The sequence below is a fragment of the Cognatundibacterium griseum genome (genome assembly GCF_014284195.1).
Lineage (GTDB): Bacteria > Pseudomonadota > Gammaproteobacteria > Burkholderiales > Burkholderiaceae_D > Undibacterium > Undibacterium griseum.
Map to the genome: position 1 here is coordinate 45,101 of NZ_JACOGC010000008.1, position 21,478 is coordinate 66,578.

13 protein-coding genes are annotated in these 21,478 nt (G+C 54.1%); 5 read left to right on the plus strand and 8 right to left on the minus strand.

Features of this window, described 5'->3' with window-relative positions; all coding sequences use genetic code 11:
- Positions 1 to 103 precede the first annotated feature (103 nt).
- The 6 genes from H8K27_RS15410 to folD all read right to left on the minus strand — a co-directional run bounded on the left by H8K27_RS15410 (position 104) and on the right by folD (position 5,878).
- The gene (locus tag H8K27_RS15410; RefSeq protein ID WP_186864061.1) at positions 104 to 1,408 is read right to left on the minus strand and encodes a D-amino acid dehydrogenase; all 1,305 of its coding nucleotides are present in this window, start codon (positions 1,406 to 1,408) and stop codon (positions 104 to 106) included.
- A 142-nt stretch (positions 1,409 to 1,550) separates the two neighbouring features.
- Complete coding sequence (locus H8K27_RS15415) at positions 1,551 to 1,919, minus strand: hypothetical protein (protein ID WP_186864062.1); 369 nt, start codon at positions 1,917 to 1,919, stop codon at positions 1,551 to 1,553.
- Position 1,920: 1 nt separating this feature from the next.
- Positions 1,921 to 2,358: a DNA polymerase III subunit chi gene (locus H8K27_RS15420; RefSeq protein WP_230419388.1), complete on the minus strand. Its 438-nt coding sequence runs from the start codon at positions 2,356 to 2,358 to the stop codon at positions 1,921 to 1,923.
- On the minus strand, positions 2,342 to 2,959 hold the full coding sequence (locus H8K27_RS15425; protein WP_186864063.1) for a glutaredoxin family protein: 618 nt from the start codon (positions 2,957 to 2,959) through the stop codon (positions 2,342 to 2,344). The genes H8K27_RS15420 and H8K27_RS15425 overlap by 17 nt, the downstream gene beginning before the upstream one ends.
- A gap of 8 nt (positions 2,960 to 2,967) precedes the next feature.
- On the minus strand, positions 2,968 to 5,031 hold the full coding sequence (locus tag H8K27_RS15430) for a M3 family metallopeptidase (RefSeq protein WP_186864064.1): 2,064 nt from the start codon (positions 5,029 to 5,031) through the stop codon (positions 2,968 to 2,970).
- Between the two features lies 1 nt (position 5,032).
- Entirely contained in the window at positions 5,033 to 5,878 is an 846-nt protein-coding gene (folD, locus tag H8K27_RS15435) for a bifunctional methylenetetrahydrofolate dehydrogenase/methenyltetrahydrofolate cyclohydrolase FolD (protein WP_186864065.1), read from the minus strand.
- A gap of 382 nt (positions 5,879 to 6,260) precedes the next feature.
- Here folD and H8K27_RS15440 point away from each other — a divergent pair, with 382 nt between their 5' ends.
- The 4 genes from H8K27_RS15440 (at position 6,261) to lpdA (ending at position 15,701) form a co-directional block, all read left to right on the plus strand.
- Positions 6,261 to 9,029, plus strand: a complete 2,769-nt coding sequence (locus H8K27_RS15440; protein ID WP_230419389.1) for a TonB-dependent receptor — start codon at positions 6,261 to 6,263, stop codon at positions 9,027 to 9,029.
- A gap of 430 nt (positions 9,030 to 9,459) precedes the next feature.
- The gene (aceE, locus tag H8K27_RS15445; protein ID WP_186864066.1) at positions 9,460 to 12,156 is read left to right on the plus strand and encodes a pyruvate dehydrogenase (acetyl-transferring), homodimeric type; all 2,697 of its coding nucleotides are present in this window, start codon (positions 9,460 to 9,462) and stop codon (positions 12,154 to 12,156) included.
- Between the two features lie 30 nt (positions 12,157 to 12,186).
- Positions 12,187 to 13,563: a dihydrolipoyllysine-residue acetyltransferase gene (aceF, locus tag H8K27_RS15450; protein WP_329604421.1), complete on the plus strand. Its 1,377-nt coding sequence runs from the start codon at positions 12,187 to 12,189 to the stop codon at positions 13,561 to 13,563.
- A gap of 14 nt (positions 13,564 to 13,577) precedes the next feature.
- A complete protein-coding gene (gene lpdA / locus H8K27_RS15455; protein WP_186864068.1) occupies positions 13,578 to 15,701 on the plus strand; it encodes a dihydrolipoyl dehydrogenase in 2,124 nt (707 codons plus the stop codon).
- Positions 15,702 to 15,832: 131 nt separating this feature from the next.
- Here lpdA and H8K27_RS15460 read toward each other — a convergent pair whose 3' ends face one another.
- The gene (locus H8K27_RS15460; RefSeq protein ID WP_186864069.1) at positions 15,833 to 16,573 is read right to left on the minus strand and encodes a substrate-binding periplasmic protein; all 741 of its coding nucleotides are present in this window, start codon (positions 16,571 to 16,573) and stop codon (positions 15,833 to 15,835) included.
- A gap of 518 nt (positions 16,574 to 17,091) precedes the next feature.
- Between H8K27_RS15460 and H8K27_RS15465 the strand changes: the two genes are divergently transcribed.
- Positions 17,092 to 17,916: a DUF2189 domain-containing protein gene (locus tag H8K27_RS15465; protein ID WP_186864070.1), complete on the plus strand. Its 825-nt coding sequence runs from the start codon at positions 17,092 to 17,094 to the stop codon at positions 17,914 to 17,916.
- A 117-nt stretch (positions 17,917 to 18,033) separates the two neighbouring features.
- Here the strand turns inward: H8K27_RS15465 and H8K27_RS15470 are convergent, their stop codons facing one another.
- Positions 18,034 to 21,387 (minus strand): S41 family peptidase, encoded by a 3,354-nt coding sequence (locus H8K27_RS15470; protein ID WP_186864071.1) that lies wholly within the window; start codon positions 21,385 to 21,387, stop codon positions 18,034 to 18,036.
- Positions 21,388 to 21,478 lie beyond the last annotated feature (91 nt).

Below are 21,478 nucleotides of genomic sequence, written 5' to 3' on the forward strand. Positions count from 1 at the left end.
AACGTCCCGGAACATGATCTGGATCAATATCGCGGGACGTGAGGGAAAATGGCGGATATGCGCACCGAGGTGCGCACGGATACAAATATGAAAATTCCTCTGGTCAGCCGGCTGCCAGCTGCATGGCCAGAGACTGGCCGGACATGCCGGTGAATACAAAATCGACTTCTGGTTGCCGTCCTGAAACAATCTCGGCAATCGCCTTGCCTGAACCGGCGCCCATGGTCCAGCCCAGCGTTCCATGTCCCGTATTCAGATACAGATTCTGGTAACGGGTTTTTCCGATATAGGGAATATTGGAGGGGGTCAGCGGCCGCAGGCCGGTCCAGTAAGCAGCCTGGTCGTAATCGCAGGCACCGGGAAACAGCTCTCTGGTGCGTCTGGTAATCGCTTCGCAACGCGCCTGATTCAGCTCCCGTGTGTAGCCATTGATCTCGCAGGTACCGGCAACCCGCAACCGGTTGCCCAGCCTGGAAACCACCAATTTGTAACCGTCGTCAGTCAGGGAGATGGTTGGTGCTGCATCGGGTTCAATAATCGGGTAGGTGGCCGAGTAGCCTTTGCCGGGATAAATCATGAGCCGGATTCCCAGTGGTTGCAGCAGTGCCTGGGAAAAACTGCCCATGGCGACGACAAAGCTGTCGGCCCGCAGGGTCTGGTGGCGGCCTTCACTATTGATCACTTCGACACCGGTAATTCTGGCATCGGTGCCAGTGCCTTCGTATAACAGGCGTGTGACACTGGTGTTGTACTGAAAATTCACTCCCTGAGCTGCCGCCTTTTGCGCCAGTTTGCTGGTGAACTGATAGACGTCGCCGGATTCGTCGGTCGCGGTAAAATCACCGCCGACGATTTTATGGCGGATGCCAGCCAACGCCGGCTCACGCCGCACCACTTCATCGGCATCCACCGATTCCCGCGGACATCCCAGATCGCGCATCAGCTGTGCCGCTGGCAGGGAATTGTCAAATTCTTTCTGATCGGTATAAAAGTGCAGGATGCCGGCGGTCAGGTGATCGTAAGTAATTCCTGTCTCTGCGCGCAAAGCCTGTAATGTCTGGCGACTGTATTCAGAAATAGCCACGATTTGACGGATATTGTGCGCAGTGCGCTGCGGCGTGCATTCACGCAGAAAATGCATGCCCCAGATCCATTGCAGCAGATCGGCGCGCGGCCGGAACAGCAGGGGAGCGTCGTCCTGCCCCAGCCACTTCAGCACTTTCAGCGGAGCGGACGGATTGGCCCACGGCTCGGCATGGGATACCGAAATCTGACAGCCGTTGGCGAAGCTGGTTTCCTGCGCAGCTCCGGGCTGACGTTCGATGACGGTGACTTCATGCCCCTGGCGGGATAAGAACCAGGCACTGGCTGTGCCGATGATGCCGGCACCGAGGACGATGACTTTCATGACGGAATTCTCCTGTGTGATCTGGAGAAATTGTAAGAAGTCCGGGGTTTTTTATGTAATCAGAAATAGCTGAAATATTTTTATTTTAAAAAGTAAGATCAGAATTGATGTTTATTTTTAAAAATAAATTTGCTCTCTTTAACTATTTTTGAATTTTTATCTTCGTGATTTCCTGCGTCACTGCGCGGGTAATCATTTCTTCCAGTGATTTTTTCAGTCCGGCCCGGATTTCTGTCGTCAGTCCTTCCACGGCGGTTTGCAGCACATCGGCCAGGTTGTCCCGTACGCGATGTTCCAGAACGAAATCGATGCGCCCCAGTACTTGCTTCAGCGTTTCTTCTTTGATGCGTTGTTCCAGCTGTTGCCAGTCTTCCTGCGTCAAGACGGCGGACGTTGATTGAAGCAGCGGTTGAGATGTGGCGGCGGTCTTTTCTGCCGGAACGCTGACCGGTGTTTCCGGGAAAATGATTTCTGTCAGCAGTGGGATATTGTCTTCTTGAGCAGTAGGCATATTATTTGGCGACGTGATGGCTGAGCTGATAGCCTTGCTGCTGATAGTGGCGATAGCGCTCACGCGCGGCAAGGGTTTCAGCTTCTCCGGTGGAGACGATTTCTATCATGCGCGCAAAGCGTGAAAAATGCTCGGGAATCAATTCGCTCAGGTTGATCAGCAGCCCGGTATGAGGCGCATGATCCAGACCCTGATGGGACAGAAGCACCGGTGTCTGTGCTGCCAGCGCATCACCCGCCATCACATGCGGCAAAAAATCTTCCTGACTGAATGTCCACAGCATTTCACTGAAACGGCGCAGGGCCTGAATATCGTTGTGGTAAACAGTCATGGACTGACCGGCGGCACGCGCTTTACGTACCAGCCGGCAGGCATACAAAAATGGTTCGCTGACTTTGCTGTGAAAGTCGATGCGCATACTGTCAGAAGCGGAAGCCATTGTCCGTATCCGGTTTTTTCACAGGGAGGGATTTTCTGGCTGGTGCGGCAGGCGTCTGGGTTACCGCTTTACCGTTGTCAGCAGCTGACGGTGCGGCGCTTTCTGCAGGCGGATAGCGATAACCGGCCGGCAGGCGGTTGCTCGACGGATAACCGGCGCTGGTCAGGGCAGACTGCCATTCTTCGGTGCTGAAGCCGCGCAGTTTCTGACGTCCGACCAGCAATAACGGAAGCTGGGTATCGCCGCCAGCCTGCTTCAGTTTTTCGATATCGTCGTTGGATTTGACGGTTTTTTCCGCAAAAGGCACGCCTGCTGATCTGAGCATGTTTTTTCCGTCATTGCACGGTGCGCAACTGGCGCCGGTGTAGATAACGACCGGACTTTGCGCAACAGCCTGCGCCAGTTCGTAAGGCAGATTGCTGGTATCGATGGCGCTGTTTAAATCCCGTTTTTCCACGAGTTTTTGATTGACCGGCGGCGGTGTGTCGGAATAAGTGACTTTCCCATCCGGCCCGACCGATTTATAGAGCTGGGCCTGAGCGCTGCCCGCCGCGAACAACGCAGGCAGTAACAGGCAGATTAAATGACGGTGCAGTTTCATAACACTCCTCAGGCAGTCATGCCGCTATGCCGCAATAACGCGTCGATCTGCGGCTCTCTGCCGCGGAAAGCCTTGAATGATTCCAGAGCAGGGCGTGAGCCACCCATTTCCAGCACTTCCTGGCGGAATTTCTGTCCGACTTGCCCTGACAGTGTGCTGCCATCTTGCTGACCATGTTCCTCAAAGGCAGCAAAGGCATCGGCGGACAAGACTTCGGCCCATTTGTAGCTGTAATAACCGGCCGCATAGCCACCGGCAAAAATATGACTGAAAGAATGCTGCAAACGGTTGAATTCCGGCGCGGTGAATACCGATACCTGTTCCCGCACTGTGTTCAGCATGTCCTGTACTGACTGGGTGCCGTGCGGATCGAACTGGTCATGCAGGCGCATGTCGAACAGGGCGAATTCTACCTGGCGCAGTGTCTGCAAACCCGACTGGAAATTTTTTGCTGCAAGCATTTTGTCGTACAGACTGCGGGGCAGCGTTTCGCCCGATTCTGCATGTGCCGTCATCTGCTGCAATACATCCCATTCCCAGCAGAAATTTTCCATGAACTGGGACGGCAATTCCACCGCATCCCATTCAACGCCGGAAATTCCGGAAACTGACAACTCATCGACTTGTGTCAGCAGATGGTGCAGGCCATGTCCAAACTCATGGAACAGCGTAATCACTTCATCATGCGTGAAGCAGGCTGGTTTGGCTACGCCATCGACAACAACAGGTTCGGTGAAATTGCAGACCAGATAAGCAACCGGCGTTTGCACGCTGCCGGATTTGAGCCGGCGTCCACGGACGTCATCCATCCAGGCGCCGCCGCGTTTGCCGTTGCGGGCATATAAATCGAGATAAAACTGGCCGATCAGCTGGTCGTCTTTTTCGATACGGTAAAACTTCACGTCAGGATGCCAGACGCTGGCATGATCCGGTTTGATGCTGACACCGAACAGGGTCTGTATCACCAGAAACAGGCCCTGAATTACTTTGGGTTCCTGGAAATATTGTTTGACTTCATGTTCGGAGAACGCATAGCGCTGTTCCCGTAATTTTTCTGAGGCATACGCCACGTCCCAGGCCTCCAGTTTTTCTATGCCCAGATGTTGTGCTGCGAATTCACGCAGTTCCTGCAGGTCTTTTTCGGCGTAAGGGCGCGCGCGCTGAGCCAGGTCTTGCAGGAACCGGCTGACCTGCTCAGGTGACTCTGCCATTTTGCTGACCAGAGAGACTTCGGCAAAATTCCGGTAGCCAAGCAGCCCGGCTTCTTCGCGCCGCAACTGTAATAATTCCGTGATGATGGCAGTGTTGTCCCACTCCGGCTTGGCACCGAGTTCTGAAGCTTTGGTGGCGTTGGCACGATAAATCGTTTCACGCACGCTGCGCTCCTCAGCATATTGCAGCAGGGGAAAATAAGAGGGGAAATGCAGCGTGAATTTGTAGCCAGTTTTTTGCTCGCGTTCAGCCGCATTTTTTGCCGCCAGGATCACATCCTCAGGCAGCCCGCGCAGTTGCTGGCGGTCTTCTATCAGCAATTCGTAGGCATTAGTCGCATCCAGAACGTTTTCAGAAAAACGGGTGGACAACTGCGCCTGCTTTTCCTGAATTTCAGCGTAACGCTGTTTTTGTTCCGCAGGAAGTTCCGCCCCGCCCAGCCGGAAATCCCGGATCGCATTGCGGATGATGGTCTGGCGTGCCGCCGGCCAGGAAGCAAACTCCGGATGCCCGAGCAAGGCTTTATACTGACTGAATAATGTCAGATTCTGCCCCAGCTCGGTCCAGAATTCGGTGACTGCGGGCTGGTTTTCATTGTAGGCCGCGCGCAGCTCCGGCGTATCGGCAACTGCATTGAGATGGCTGACAACGCCCCAGACCCTTGCCAGTTTTTCGGTGGCATTTTCCAGCGGTTCGACGATATTTTCCCAGCTGACCTGAATCTGGTCATTGGTGATTCTGTCAATGACTGCGCGGTTTTCCGTTAATAAAATCTGTACCGCAGGAGAAATCTGTTCCGCACTGATTTCGGTGAAACGCGGTAAATCGCTCAGGTCAAGCAAAGGAGAATGGTCCGTCATCTTAATTTCTTTCAGCAGCTTCTATGGTATTGACCAGCAACATGGTAATCGTCATCGGACCGACACCTCCGGGAACCGGGGTGATGTAGCCGGCTACCTCTTTGGTCGGCAGATAATCCACGTCGCCGCACAGTTTGCCCTCGTCGTCGCGGTTCATACCGACATCGATCACGGCAGCGCCCGGCTTCACCATGTCTGCCGTCACGATATTGCGTTTGCCGGTAGCAACAACGAGGATATCGGCGTTACGGGTATGTGCCGCCAGATCGCGGGTCTTGGAATTGCAGATGGTGACGGTAGCGCCGGCTTGCAAGAGCAGCATGGCCTGTGGTTTGCCGACGATGTTGGATGCACCGACCACGACTGCATTCGCGCCGCGCACCGGATAATTGATTGATTCCAGCATTTTCATCACACCATAAGGGGTGCAGGGGCGGAACAGTGGCTGGCCGGTCATCAGCAGACCCGCATTGCTGATATGAAAACCGTCCACGTCTTTTTCTGCCGCAATCGCTTCGATGACTTTATTGGCATCAATATGTGACGGGAGCGGCAGCTGAACCAGAATGCCATGGATTTTCGGATCATGGTTCAGGCGGTCTATATGCGCCAGCAGGGCACTCTCGGTCAGCGTGGCATCGTAGTTTTCAAGTACGGAATAAAAGCCGCAGTCTTCGCAGGCTTTGACTTTGTTTCTCACATACACCTGGGACGCAGGATTTTCCCCGACCAGAATGACGGCCAGGCCGGGTTGTTTGCCTTTGGCTGTCAGCGTTTTTGCACGCTGCGTCACGTCAGCACGTATTTGTTGGGAGAGGAGTGTTCCGTTGATGATCTGGGCAGTCATGATGGTGGGATGTGAGAAAAGACAAGCCAAGATTATAAAGGATGACAGGCAGCCCTTGGATTTCTTGACGATCGGTACCGCCATCGCAAAACAGATATCACGGCTGTATTGGGGGAAACAATAGGAAATTTTAGGTATTGCCTTTATGAAATTAAATTGTACGAAAAAGATACAGAAAACTACAAAAATATACAAAACAGCTATAAAGAGTTTGACAGTACGGACGGGCTGATGGCTTCATGCTAGTTATGAAAAATAATTTCCAAAAAAAATAATAACGGAAAGTTTTTGATTAATTTGTTTTCTTTGTAATTTTGATTAATTCATCGTACTTTTGGAGTGGACAATGCATAAGGAAAAAGTGATCTCACGATCATTGCGAATGATGTTTTCAGGTAGTCTGATGGTGGCAGCGGGCGTGATTGCCCAGCCTGTGCTGGCACAGGAAGATGCCAAAATCCAGCGCGTGGAAGTCACGGGGACCAACATCAAACGTGCCGAGGCTGAAACAGCTTCCCCGGTGCAGATTCTGAATCGTGCCGACATCGACAAATCCGGCAAGGCGACTGTGGCTGAGTTCCTGCAGACACTGGCACTGGACGGCGCAGGCTCCCTGCCAACCGGTTTTGGTAACGGGTTTGCTGCCGGTTCGACGGCAATTTCCCTGCGCGGTCTGGGTGCAACCTCCACACTGGTATTGTTGAATGGCCGTCGCATGGCACCGTTTGGCCGTGCTGACGATGGTCAGAAAACGTTTACCGACCTCAGCACCATTCCTATGGAAGTGGTCGAGCGGATTGAAATTCTGAAAGACGGTGCGTCTTCTGTGTATGGTGCGGATGCGATTGCCGGCGTGGTCAACATCATTCTGCGTAAAAACTTCACTGGTGTCGTTGCCAGCGCATCTGCCGGCACTTCCGGTTATCGCGATGCGAATCAGAGCAAGGCTTCTGTCACAGCCGGCTTTGGTGATCTTGAGCAGGATCGCTACAACGTGATTTTCAACGCGGAAGTATCGAAGTCTGACAAGCTGCAGAACAGCGACCGCGCCGGTCGCCGTGACTGGATTGGCGCCGGTGATCTGCGTCCTTGGGGTTATCCGATGACGACGCAGTTTGCAGCCGGTTACATCAGCGGTACAAACAACGCATCTGCCAGCCCGACAGGTTCCATCCGTGATCCTAAGACCTTGAATTACGTTTCTCTGCCTGGCTGCGCCACATTGTCGGCTACCAAGAATCAGGACCCGGGCGGTGGCTGTCTCTGGTATCAGGACCAGTTCCGTTCCATGCAGCCGCAGATTGACAGTGTGAATCTGTTTGCACGCGGCACATGGCAGCTGAATCCGGATATGCAGGCGTATGTGGAAGCCGGCTATTCCCAGCGCAAGACATCATTTACGATGACCCCGCCATCCATCACGCCAACCGTGGCTTTTCCGCCGAATGCATCGAATCCGACCGGTGTGATTAACTATGGTTCCGGTGCCGGCACCACGATCGTGCTGGCGGCAAATCATCCGCAAAACCCATACGGTGTCCCGGTGCGCGTGCGCTATGCGGCATTTGACGTCGGCCCGAGCACCCGTTCTGCAGATAACTCATTCAATCGTTTTGTTGCCGGTCTGAAAGGCAATGTGGCAGGCTGGGATTTCGATACAGCGTACTTGCATTCCGAAACACAGCTGCATCTGGATTACAGCAACATGCTGAATATGGCAGTCGTCAAATCCGCACTGGGCGACCCTAACAGCAAGTATTTCCCATACTACATCGGTGCGCAGGCTGGTAAAAACCCGGCTTCCCTGTATGCGGCAATGGTGACCAATGCGATTGCTGACGGCACGACCAAGATGGATATCATCGACTTCAAGGCTTCCCGCGAACTGATGCCGCTGGCCGGCGGTATGATGGGGCTGGCGGTTGGTGCTGAATACCGTCGTGAATCCCTCGACAGTCCATCCCTGAGCGGTACACAGGATGGTTCGATCAATGCCAGCTATGTCGCAGCCAAGGGCAGTCAGAATATTGCGGCCTTGTATGCGGAATTGCTGGCACCGGTGTTAAAGACGGTTGAATTGTCTGCCGCCGTGCGTTACGACAAATACTCCAACTTCAATTCCACCACGCCAAAACTGGGAATCAAGTGGTCACCAATGAAGGAGCTGGCATTCCGCAGCACTTACTCCGAGGGTTTCCGTGCTCCGGGTGCGGCTGAATCTGGTATTGAAAGCCAGAGTACCGGTTCTGCCACAGTGCGTGACCCGATCCGCTGCCCGAACGGCACACCGCTGCCGGGGGCAACAGCGAATGACTGCGCGGCAACGGTTGCTGCCGTCAAGGTGGGCAATCCTAACCTGCAGCCAGAAACATCCAAGGGCTACACCCTGGGTATGGTCTGGGATCCGCTGCCAAACACCAGCTTCGCGGTGGATGGCTGGATGATCAAGCGCAGTAACGAAATCAATCCGCTGACGTATGTTGAAGCAGCCGCATTGCCAACGGCGATCCGTTCGGACAATAACCTGACCATTGGCGGTGTGGTGACGCCTAACACAGGAACCCTGCTGATTTCCAAGGCGCCATACCAGAACTCCAGCTATACCCAGATCAGTGGTCTGGACGTGGATGCAAAGCAGCGCTTTAACCTGGGCGAATACGGCAAGCTGACAGCAGACGTCCGCTGGACGCACGTGAATTCCTGGAAGCGCGTTGAAAAGAGCGGCAAAGCATATGAATATGCAGGCACACATGGCAACTGCGACACTTCTAACTGTGCCGGCACACCAAAAGACAAGGTTAATCTGATCTTGTCCTGGGATAAGGCTGACTGGAACGTGACCGGTACTGCAAACTACCGCGGCAAAATGAGCAACGTCTATTTCGAAGGCGACCTGTGCGCATCGAAACTGGCGAATGGCGGCAATGCACCAACCGCAGACTGCACGCTGGCATCGTTCACAACATTCGACATGTCTTTCCGCTGGAAAGCGATGAAGAATCTGGAAGTATTCGGTTCCGTGCAAAATCTGTTCGACAAGGTTGCTCCGCTGGATCCGCTGACTTATGGCGGCATGAGCTACAACCCAATGGACTCCAGTGGCGCGATTGGCCGTTATTTCAAACTGGGTCTGAAGTACAAGTTCAAGTAATGGCTGGCGGTGATGGCAGCAATCATCTGAAAATGTGAAACACAAATGAATAAGCACATGTCATAGGTGTGCAGCAGACCGTACCTTACCGTAAGGTCTGACCTCGGGGCGATGAGAAATCATCGCCCTTTTTTATTGGCCGGAGGCAGTAATGCAGACTGTCGTTGATCGCAGAAGTATTGTCATCTAAAGTGAAAAGGCTCACTTTCCTCTCTCGATGCACAGGCTGGCTGGCCATTGCAGAGAGCAGCATGAGAAATGATAAACGCAATGTTGCGGCGCAAACAAAATACCGCATTATGAAATTGAATATCGCTATTTGGAAAAATAAAAAACCCTGTTAGAATGCCTGCACTAACAAATGTAATGCCCTGATTCGTCCATAAGTCAACGCGCATTTTCAGCGAGAATGCACCAACAGGAGACCCTTATGTCACCCCAGATAGACCAAGTTCTGGCGCAAGCCGTTAATGATCCCGATGTCATGGAAACCAATGAGTGGCTGGATGCGCTCGAATCTGTGATTGAAAATGAAGGCCCTGAGCGCGCCCACTATCTGATGGAGCGTATGGTCGATCTGGCGCGCCGCCGCGGAGCGCATATTCCTTTTTCCAGCAACACAGCCTATGTGAATACGATTCCTGCCGATCAGGGCGAGCATTGCCCGGGCAATCTGGAAATCGAAGAAAAGCTGCGCTCTTATATGCGCTGGAATGCGATGGCGATGGTGGTGAAAGCCAACCGGCTGGATGGTGATCTGGGTGGTCACCTGTCGAGTTTCGCATCGCTGGCAAATATGCTGGGTATTGGTTTCAACCATTTCTGGCACGCACCAACCGAAGAACATGGCGGCGACCTGCTCTACATTCAGGGACACTCCGCACCGGGTATTTATGCCCGTGCTTTCCTGGAAGGACGGCTGACTGAAGAACAACTGCTGCATTTCCGCCGTGAAGTCGATGGTAAGGGGCTCTCTTCCTACCCGCATCCGAAACTGATGCCGGATTTCTGGCAATTCCCGACTGTTTCAATGGGTCTGGGGCCGTTGATGGCGATTTATCAGGCACGTTTCCTGAAATATCTGCATGCACGCGGCATTGCCGATACCGAAAAGCGCAAAGTCTGGGCTTTCTGCGGTGATGGTGAGATGGATGAGCCGGAATCCATGGGCGCGATCGGCATGGCTGGCCGTGAACAGCTGGATAATCTGGTGATTGTGGTTAACTGTAATCTGCAGCGTCTGGACGGTCCTGTGCGCGGTAACGGCAAAATCATTCAGGAACTGGAATCTGATTTCCGTGGCGCCGGCTGGAATGTCGTCAAAGTTATCTGGGGCAGCGGCTGGGATGAGCTGCTGGCGAAAGACAAGGAAGGTATTTTGCAAAAAGTGATGATGGAAACCGTCGATGGTGAGTATCAGAACTACAAAGCAAAAGATGGCGCTTATGTCCGTGCGCATTTCTTCGGCAAACATCCGAAACTGCTGGAAATGGTTAGCAAGATGTCGGATGACGATATCTGGCGCCTGACCCGTGGTGGCCATGATCCACACAAGATTTATGCCGCATTCAAGGTTGCGCAGGAAAATAAAGGTCAGCCAACCGTGATTCTGGCGAAAAGTATTAAAGGTTACGGATTTGGTAAGTCCGGTGAGGCGCGCAATACCGCGCATAACACCAAGAAGCTGGATGACGAGGCGATCAAGGCCATGCGTGACCGCTTCCAGTTACCGATTCCGGATGCCGATCTGCCAGCCATTCCTTTCTATAAGCCGGCAGAAGATTCACCGGAAATGCAATACCTGCACGCACGCCGCAACGCGCTCGGCGGCTATCTGCCGCAACGTCGTCAGAAAGCAGATGAAGCGCTGGTCGTACCGGAATTATCTGCATTCCAGGCCATGCTGGAGCCGACTGCCGAGGGCCGTGAAATTTCCACCACCGCTGCCTATGTCCGCATCCTGACGGCCCTGCTGCGCGATGCCAGCCTGGGTCCGCGCGTGGTGCCGATTATGGTGGATGAATCCCGCACTTTCGGTATGGAAGGCCTGTTCCGTCAGATCGGTATTTTCAGCCAGGTTGGTCAGTTGTATGAGCCGGTCGATAAAGACCAGGTCATGTACTATCGCGAAGATAAAGCCGGTCAGATTCTGCAAGAGGGTATCAATGAAGCCGGCGGTATGAGTTCCTGGATCGCTGCGGCGACTTCCTACTCGACCAATAACCGCGTGATGATTCCGTTCTACACGTATTACTCGATGTTCGGTCTGCAGCGTATCGGCGATCTGGCATGGGCAGCGGGCGATATGCGCGCACGCGGCTTCCTGCTTGGTGGTACAGCTGGTCGTACAACGCTGAACGGTGAAGGCTTGCAGCATGAAGATGGTCACAGCCATGTGTTGGCATCGACGATTCCTAACTGCGTTCCTTACGATCCGACCTTTGCGCATGAAGTGGCGGTCATCATGCATGACGGCCTGCGTCGTATGGTGACGAATCAGGAAGACGTGTTCTACTACATCACGCTGATGAACGAGAACTACAGCCATCCGGGTCTGAAAGCGGGTCAGGAAGAGGGCATTATCAAAGGCCTGTACCAGTTGCAAAAATCAGAAGCCAGCACCAAGCATCGTGTGCAATTGCTGGGTTCCGGCACAATTTTGCGCGAAGTGATCGCTGCTGCTGAACTGCTGCAATCCGACTGGGGCATCGCTGCCGACGTCTGGTCTGCACCATCGTTCACGCTGCTGGCGCGTGATGGTCAGGATGCCGAACGCTGGAATATGTTGCATCCGACTGAAGACGCACGTTTGCCATACATCACTCAGTGTCTGAAAGACACGACAGGTCCTATCGTGGTATCGACGGACTATATGCGTACGTTTGCTGAACAGGTACGTGCTTTCATCCCGAAAGACCGCAGCTACAAGGTCCTGGGGACTGATGGTTTTGGCCGCTCCGATTCCCGCGCCAAACTGCGTGAATTCTTCGAGGTGAATCGTTACTTCGTCGTCATCGCTGCACTCAAATCGCTGGCTGATGAAGGTGCCTTGTCCGCTTCCGTCGTTGCTCAGGCAATCACGAAATACGGCATCAACGCAGACAAACCTAATCCGGTCACTGTGTAATCCAACATAAGCAAAGCAGGAGAGTCGTGCGTGGCATGGCTCTCTTCTCAGATAAAGCAAAGCGGAGCTAAAGCTATGAGTACAATTGAAGTCAAAGTGCCGGATATCGGTGATTTCAAGGAAGTGGAAGTCATTGAGCTGATGGTGAAGGTTGGAGACACCATCAAAGTCGATCAGTCGCTGATCACGGTTGAATCTGACAAGGCCAGTATGGAAATTCCTTCCAGCCATGCCGGTGTGATCAAAGAAATCAAAGTCAAAGTTGGTGACAAAGTCGCCGAAGGCTCTTTAATGGTGATCGTGGAAGCCAGTGGCGACACGGCTGCACCCGCAGCCGCGCCTGCGCAGCCAGTTGCTGCACCTGCAGCGCCGGTAGCCGCAGCTCCGGTAGCGACGCCAATAGCAACCCCCACTGCAGCAGCAACAGTATCAAGCGCATCAGCTTCAGCGCCGGTTGCTACGGCATCCGCGGGCAAAGCGCATGCCTCGCCCTCGATCCGTAAATTTGCACGTGAACTCGGCGTTGATCTGACCCGCGTTGCCGGCTCCGGCCCCAAAGGTCGCATCACGCAACAAGACGTGCAAAATTTCGTCAAAGGCATCATGGCTGGCAGTACTGCGTTTGCCGCAGTGGCAGCACCTGTTGCGCAGAATGGCAGCGGCGCAGGTTTGAATCTGCTGGCCTGGCCATCGCTGGATTTCAGCAAATTCGGCGCAACGACGACTTCGCCTTTGTCTCGTATCAAAAAATTGTCTGGCCCGAATCTGCATCGCAACTGGGTCATGATTCCGCACGTCACGCAATTTGACGAAGCCGATATCACCGGCCTCGAAGATTTCCGCAAATCGTCGAACGAAGCGATGGCAAAATCCGGTGTGAAGCTGACCATGCTGGCTTTCGTGATTAAAGCGAGTGTGGCTGCGCTGAAGAAATTCCCGGCTTTCAATTCTTCGCTCGATGCAACTGGTGAAAACCTGATCCTGAAACAGTATTACAACATTGGCTTTGCCGCCGATACGCCGAATGGTCTGGTGGTGCCTGTTGTCAAAAATGCGGATCAGAAAACCTTGTCGCAAATTGCACAGGAAATGGGTGATCTGTCAGCGCAAGCGCGCGAAGGCAAATTGAAACCGGCTGACATGCAAGGTGCAACCTTCACGATTTCTTCGCTCGGTGGTATTGGTGGTACTGCATTCACACCTATCATCAATGCACCTGAAGTAGCGATTCTGGGCTTGTCGAAATCCAGCATCAAACCAGTCTGGGACGGTAAAGCATTCCAGCCACGCCTGATGCTGCCTTTGTCACTGTCTTATGATCACCGCGTAATCGATGGTGCAATGGCAGCGAAATTCACAGCCTATCTGGCCGATGTACTGGCTGATCTGCGTAAAACCTTGCTGTGAGCGGAGACAATACGATGAGCACAATCGAAGTGAAAGTTCCTGATATCGGCGACTTCAAAGAAGTCGAAGTGATTGAATTGCTGGTCAAAGTCGGCGATACGATCAAGGTCGATCAGTCGCTGGTGACGGTCGAATCCGACAAGGCCAGCATGGAAATCCCTGCCAGCCATGCTGGTGTGATTAAAGAAATGAAGGTTAAGCTCGGTGACAAAATCGCCGAAGGCAGTATTTTGCTGGTGCTTGAAGCTGAAGATGCGGCAGCGAGCGCAACGCCTGCTGCGTCAACTACTCCAGCAGCTCCGGCAGCTCCGGCAGTTGCTGCTCCGGCTTCAGCTCCCGTTGCCGCGCCTGTCGCAGCACCTGCCGGGCCAGTCGGTATTGTCGAAGTTAAAGTGCCGGATATCGGCGATTTCAAAGAAGTTGAAGTCATCGAAGTCATGGTCAAAGTAGGCGATACGATTAAGGTCGATCAGTCATTGATCACGGTGGAATCGGACAAAGCCAGCATGGAGATTCCTTCCAGCCACGCCGGCGTGATCAAAGAAATCAAAGTCAAGATCGGCGATAAAGTGGCCGAAGGCACATTGCTGCTGCTGGTCGAAGCCGCTGGTACCGCAGCACCGGCAACTGCTGCCGCATCTGCAGCACCGGTTGCAGCAGCGCCGGTAGTATCGTCCGTTCCTGCACCTGTTGTATCCGGTTATACCGGACAGGTGGATATCGAATGTGACATGATGGTACTCGGCGCCGGTCCTGGTGGTTATTCCGCCGCTTTCCGTTCTGCCGATCTGGGCATGAATACGGTGCTGGTCGAAAAATATTCGACACTCGGCGGTGTTTGTCTGAACGTCGGTTGCATTCCATCGAAAGCGCTGTTGCACGTCGCTGCTGTCATCGATGAAACGTCGCACATGGAAGCGTTGGGCGTCACATTTACTAAACCGTCGATCGATATCGACAAGCTGCGCGGCTACAAAGAAAGCGTCATCAAAAAAATGACGACGGGCTTAGCTGGCATGGCGAAAGCGCGTAAGGTCAATATCGTGCAGGGTGTTGGTCAATTCCTCAGCCCGTATCACATTGAAGTCACTGCTGCAGACGGTACGAAAAAAGTCGTGCAGTTCAAACAGGCGATTATCGCTGCCGGTTCTTCGGTCGTGAATCTGCCGTTTGTACCAGTTGATCCTCGCATCGTTGACAGCACTGGCGCACTGGAATTACGTCAGGTGCCAAAACGCATGCTGGTGATCGGTGGCGGCATTATCGGTCTGGAAATGGCGACTGTGTATTCAACACTCGGTGCGCGCATCGATGTGGTTGAAATGATGGATGGCCTGATGCAGGGCGCAGACCGCGACATGGTCAAAGTCTGGCAGAAGCATAATGAAAAACGCTTCGACAACATCATGCTGAAAACCAAAACGGTCGGCGTAGAAGCGCTGCCGGAAGGCATCAAAGTCACTTTCGCTTCCGCAGTTGAAGGCGAAGCTGCACCGGCGCCGCAAGTCTACGATCTGGTGTTGGTCGCCGTTGGTCGCAGCCCGAATGGTAAAAAGATCGCGGCAGACAAAGCAGGCGTTGCAGTAACAGACCGTGGCTTTATTAACGTCGATAAACAGATGCGCACGAATGTGCCGCATATTTTTGCGATCGGTGATCTGGTTGGCCAGCCTATGCTGGCGCATAAAGCCGTACACGAGGCGCATGTCGCTGCCGAAGCTGCCGCTGGTGAAAAAGCCTACTTCGACGCGACTGTGATTCCATCGGTCGCTTACACTGATCCTGAAGTCGCATGGGTCGGTGTGACCGAAGACGAAGCCAAAGCCAAGGGCATCAAAGTCGAAAAAGGCTTGTTCCCGTGGATGGCTTCTGGTCGTGCGGTGGCGAATGGTCGCGACGAAGGTTTCACCAAACTGCTGTTTGACGCAGACACCAAACGCATCGTCGGCGGTGGTATTGTTGGCACGCATGCCGGTGACATGATCGGCGAAATCGCGCTGGCAATCGAGATGGGTGCTGATGCGGTGGATATCGGCAAAACCATCCATCCACATCCGACGTTGGGTGAATCGATCGGTATGGCAGCAGAAGTCTATAAAGGCGTCTGCACGGATTTGCCACCGCAACGTAAGAAGTAAGAGCATTCCTCGTTCTCAAGGGAACGATACTGCATGAAAAAAACCGCGCTTCAGGGCGCGTTTTTTTTATAAGGCTGTTGCTATGTTAGCCCTGCTGGTGATGCCGGTTCGGGATGGTGCTGGAAGATTTCTCAGCGTTTCAGCAAAGGCGGCAGTTCGCCGGATTTCCGGCCCCTGATGATGGCGGCATTAATCGATTTCAGCAGCCGTTCATGATTCCGTAATCCTGCTGCGAAGTGAATCTCATCGGTCATGAGCGGTTTGCCCAGAACGCGTATCTGCACTGGCTTGCTGTTCGTTTCAGGCATATTCGCGGTGGCCAGATACTGATTCAGTTCTGCTTCGACTTCGGCGGCGGAAGTGGTGCGCGAATTGAAAAGTAAGCAATCCATGCGGCCCGACAGCAATTTTTTGAGACGTGAGCTGAGCTGCGAGGTATCCTCTTCCACTCTGAACAGCACATTGCGCTGCCGGTCGATTTCATCGCCGAAGCGTACTCCGCGCACGATACCGACGGATTTACCCTGCAGATCCTGCAGGTTGTTGAATTCCATTTTAGCGTCTTCGCGTACGACGATCCATACGATGTCGGTAAATACCGTCTCTGAAAATTGCATGAACTTTTGCCGCTCCGAATTTTTTGATAAACCGAACGCCAGACCTTCGCCTTCCTGCAGTTCTGCGGTAATGCGGGGTAATGGCAGGCGGCGGATTTGGAAAGTGAGATTCAGGGCTTTTTCAAAATATTGAATGACGGCCTGATTTTCCGGGCGTATCGGTATCAGCGCACCGTTTTCATCACGTGATTCGGAGACCATCAGCGTGATGCCGGCTGGCGGCGGGCTGCCAGTCCCGGCTGCATGACTGGGCATGCCAGTACTGAAGCTGCCAAGCAGTAACAAGGCATGCAGTAAAGACCGGCAGGAGACGGTCAGACGCAACGGGAATGGCAATAAATAAAGCATGTCAACAGGCAATGAAATCCAGCACACCTGACCCATGACAGCGAGTCATGCCGGGGATCACAGCAGTGTTTGTGATGTCTTGTGCGTCAGGGAAAAGCAAACAGGAAAAATGTTAAATAAGCTAACTAATTATTTTAACTTTTTATAATCCGGATTATATCGTTGAAAACCGGCTTATCCAGCCTGGCTTAACCCGTTTTTCCATCTAAAATAGTAACTAATGTTACATTTTGAACCGGCTGAAAACCGACCTGAAAGCGTTCAGTTGACCTCTGTTTCGTGCATCCTGCATGGTCTTCGTTGCATTGCAGCGCAGCTGGTCTGGCGAAATGCGGCGCTGCGCATTGCCAATTGCCGCTGGCCTGTCTTAGTATCAAGAGATTGATCCACATCAAGATGGGTCAGGAAATCCTCATGGAGACGACATGGCAGATCAGTTTCAGGGCAGGGGCGGCGACAGTGCGCCGCCGGACATTAAAACCATTATTGATGATGAGTCGCCGTTTCCGCCGATCCGGCGGGTCGGGATATTGCGCCCTTTCAGCTGGCTCAAAATGGGATGGTCTGATTTCCGGGAGTCAGGCGGCCCCAGTGTTTTTTACGGCGCATGTTTTGCCGCGATGGGGATGATATTGAATCTGGTGCTGAGTCATGCACCGGAATACGTATCGGCGCTGAGTTGCGGTTTTTTGCTGGTTGGACCATTGCTGGCGCTGGGTCTGTACGATATCAGCCGGCGTATAGAAAATGTACGCTCAGGTTTGCTTGGCAGCGTGTTTTCCATGCGCGGGCGCTGGAGCAATATCGGTGTCCTGGCATTGGTGCTGGCGGTGATCATGATGGTCTGGGCCAGGGCTTCGCTGGTTATTTTTGCGCTGTTTTATAACAAGGGCATGCCGAGCATGCACGGTTTTCTGACACAGCTGTTTTCCCTCAGTAATCTGGAATTCGTTCTGGTATATGCCTGCATTGGTTTTATCTTCGCCAGCATCGTGTTTGCGATCAGCTGGGTGTCGATTCCCCTGATGCTGGACCGGGATACCGATGCGATTACGTCAATGATCATCAGCTGCGTTGCGCTGTTTATCAATGCGCCTGCGACCCTGATGTGGGCATTACTGATCGTGGCATCGGTGGTGATCGGACTGATGACCTGGAATCTGGGATTCATCCTGACCATGCCGGTGATCGGGCATGCGACCTGGCATGCTTACAAAGAGGTCGTTGGAACAGCATCAGACCGCAAGTGAAGTTATCTGATGCCTGTCGCGTTTTAAACTTGATTAAGGATTTTTCCGAAAAAATGCCCCTGTCAAAAGGGGCTTTTTTTTGAGGGCGTGTCCTGCAGGAACGAGCCTGCCTGAGCGCTATCGGAGCGGTGGAATCACTTGCGGCACCATTGGTCTGACCGGCTGTTCCTGCAGACGTTTCATCAGGATCTGCAGTGCGGTTTCGAGCTGCTGATCCTGGCCGAGGAAAGTCGCATGCGGCAGGTTGTCGACTTCCACGTCCGGGATGACGCCGATGCCTTCGACCAGCCAGCGGCCATCCATGCTGAACTGGGCAGATTCGGCGGCGCGGATCATGCCGTTATCGGACAGCGAATTATTGTCCGATAGCCAGACTCCGGCGCCGGCAGTGCGTTTGCCGACCAGTGGCCCCAGTTGCAGGGCTTTGATACCGGCAGCAAAAGTCTCGCCGTCTGAATAAGTCAGCTCATCCACCAGTACTACCAGATGCCCGCGGAAAGTTTGCTGCATATTGGTATTCGGTGCCGTATACGGGCCTGCCCAGAATGCCCAGGATTTGCGCAGCAGTTTTTCGATGATCCAGCTGTCGATGTTGCCACCGCGATTGCGTCGCACGTCGATGATTAATCCATCCCGGTCGATGTTGCTGTAAAACTCGCGTGCGAAGGCGTTGATATCCTGCGGCCCCATTGCCCGCAGATGCAGGTAACCGATGCGGCCTTTGGACGCTTCCTGAACGCGGGCGCTGCGGCTTTGCTCCCAGTCACTGTAACGCAGGTTGGCATGCTGGCTCATGCTGACCGGAGTGACGATAGTTGCATGCGGGGCCTGATTGCCGCGCCGCAGCTGCAATAAAACCGGTTTCCCTGCCTGATTGATCAGCAGATCGGTGATGTCGCGCGCTTCGGCAACGGCCTGCCCGTTGACGCGCAGGATTACATCGCCTTCCTTCACATTCACATCCGGCTGGGCCAGCGGTGCACGTTCGCTTGGTAAGTCTGGCTCGCTGCGATAGATGTGCTCAATGCGCACGCCATCTGCGGTACGGCTCAGCACAGCTCCCAGTGACGCAGGTGTGCCCTCGGGTGCGGCTTTGCGGATATCGCCGGGGCGGAACTGTGAATGCAGCGCACCGACTTCGCTGACCATGAGTGCCAGCACATCGTTGAGTTCATTGCGGTCCGTGACACGTTCCGCCAGCGGCGCATATTTGTCGCGGATTTTTTTCCAGTCCACTCCGCGCATGGCAGGGTCATACAGATAATCCCTGTGCATGCGCCAGGCGTCACCGAACATCTGTTGCCATTCCTGACGCGGATTCACCATAAAACTCCAGTCGCTGACGGCGATTTTCGCTTTACTGACATCTGCCGGTGCCTTGGCGCCAGCTTCGACGATCAGGAAATCGCCGCTGCCGGTTGCCGCTGCGGTGCGGTAATAGATCCGTCGCTTATCGGCAGACACCTCGAATTCGCGCACGCTGCTGGCAAACACCTCCGGCTGCGGCGAATTTTTGCTGATCGCCAGCGTCCTGAGCGTACCGCGTTCTTCGCTGCCATCCTGTTCCAGCAGATACAGGCGCTTGTCATCGGTCGCCAGATGGCGGTAATTACCTGCCGGCAGCGGTACCTGATACACCCGCTCCGATAGCCCCTGATAGTCAATCGCAGGCAGTTTCGGTTGCGGCACCGGTTTGGCAGCGGTGTCCGGGATGGTCATTGCCTCTTCCGGTTTTTCTGCCGTGGCAGATTGCACGGCGTTCTTTGCCGGTTTGCTCAGTTCGTCATCAGCCTTGAACGGGAAACGGTGATTGTTTTGCAGAGCCAGCGCAAATACGCCGGTGCGTTTATCAAAACCGGGCCCCATGTTGCGGTCACCCCAGGGGGCGCGGTTACTGACCTGAAATTGGCGTTCGGATAAAAAATACAGCCAGCGTCCGTCGCCGGAAAAAACCGGCGTATGCGAATCATAGCGGTCGGTCGTGACCACATGCATCTGACGGGAATCCAGTGCATACAGCGTGATCTGCTGGTGATGAATCTGATGATCCGGCCTGACGATGGCGAGCGTCTTGCTGTCCGGCGACCAGACCAGTTCACTGTAGGTATCGATGCCCTGTTTGCCGGCATCATCGATGACGACATTGGTTTTATTGTGCAGATTCAGCAGCCAGGCCCGGCCCCGTTTATCGGTGTGGGCGAGCCACTGGCCATCGGGAGATGGATACAGGTTAAAGCGGTGTACGTCGCCATGGCTGGTCAGCGCTTCCGGCTGGCCGGCGCCGTTTGCCGGGAATGCCCAGATCTCGTTTTCACCGCTGCTGTCGACGATTGCATAAACGGTCTGCTCATCAGGCGCCAGCACCGCGGCACGGGCGCGGGCACCCGCAGGTACCGGCAGGTCAATCCGGCGCTGCTGCCCGGTACCGGCGAGACTCAGGTGACCGCGCGCGGTGAACAGCAGGCGTTCTGATCTGGCGGCTACGCTGGTATTGGTCAGATAGTCCAGCGGATTACGGATCAGACGGGCGCGCTGCTGATCGAAATCGGATACCAGCGCAATACCGGGTGTCTGGTCTGTATGACTGGCAATGTCCAGCACATGCAGGTCTGCGCCAAGCTGATAGACGATTTTGCCGTCACCCAGTGCCGCATTCCGCACATCCCATTCCTGATGTGCGGTCAGTGCCTGCGCATCGCTGCCATCGGGATTCGCCACCCACAGATTGAAGGCGCCATTGCGGTCGCTGACAAAATACAGTTTGCCCTGCCACCACATCGGGCGCCGGTTGTTGCTCTGATCGGCTGGAAACAGGTGCACAGCTTCGCCTTTGCCCTGCAGATCGTAGCGCCAAAGCTGGGCGACAGCGCCGCCACGGTAATGTCTGGCGTTGTCGTTCGTCATTTGCAGGCCAAAGCGGGTGAAAAACAGATAACGGCCACTGTCGTCCAGCGTCGCCTCATTCGCATCCGCCACCGGAAACACCCGCCGCTGCATAGTTTGCGGGTCAATCGCAGCGATCACGCGGTGCGCGTTTGGCCCGGTACTGTTGAGCGTGCTCACCAGTACTTCTCCCTGTGCTGTCCAGCCGAGCACATTGACGACGTCGTTCTCAAAACTGATCCGCTTTGGCAGCCCGCCATTGACCGGCATCACATAGGCTTCGACCGGGCCTTCATACGCAGCGGAAAAAGCCAGCCACTGACCGTTTTGCGAGATCGCAGGCAGGGTTTCTGCCGAAGGATGGGTCGTCAGCCTTTGCGCGGTGCCGCCCTGTATGCCGACTTTCCATAAATCCCCTTCGGCGGTAAACACCAGTTGTCCGTTGCGGATTGCCGGGAAACGGTAATACGCCGGTGCAGCCAGTGCTTCGCTGCTCCAGGTGTGCAGGCTGAGTGCTATAGAAAATGCCAGCAGGTTGCGCTGCCATTGGCGGCGGCTGAAATGGGGAAGGAAAGTGGGTCGTCTCATGGAATATTATAAAAATAATGATGTTAACGTGCTGTGATGGGCATAAAAAGCAGACGGGATAGTGACGGCAGTCTGCGCATATTTGTTTTGT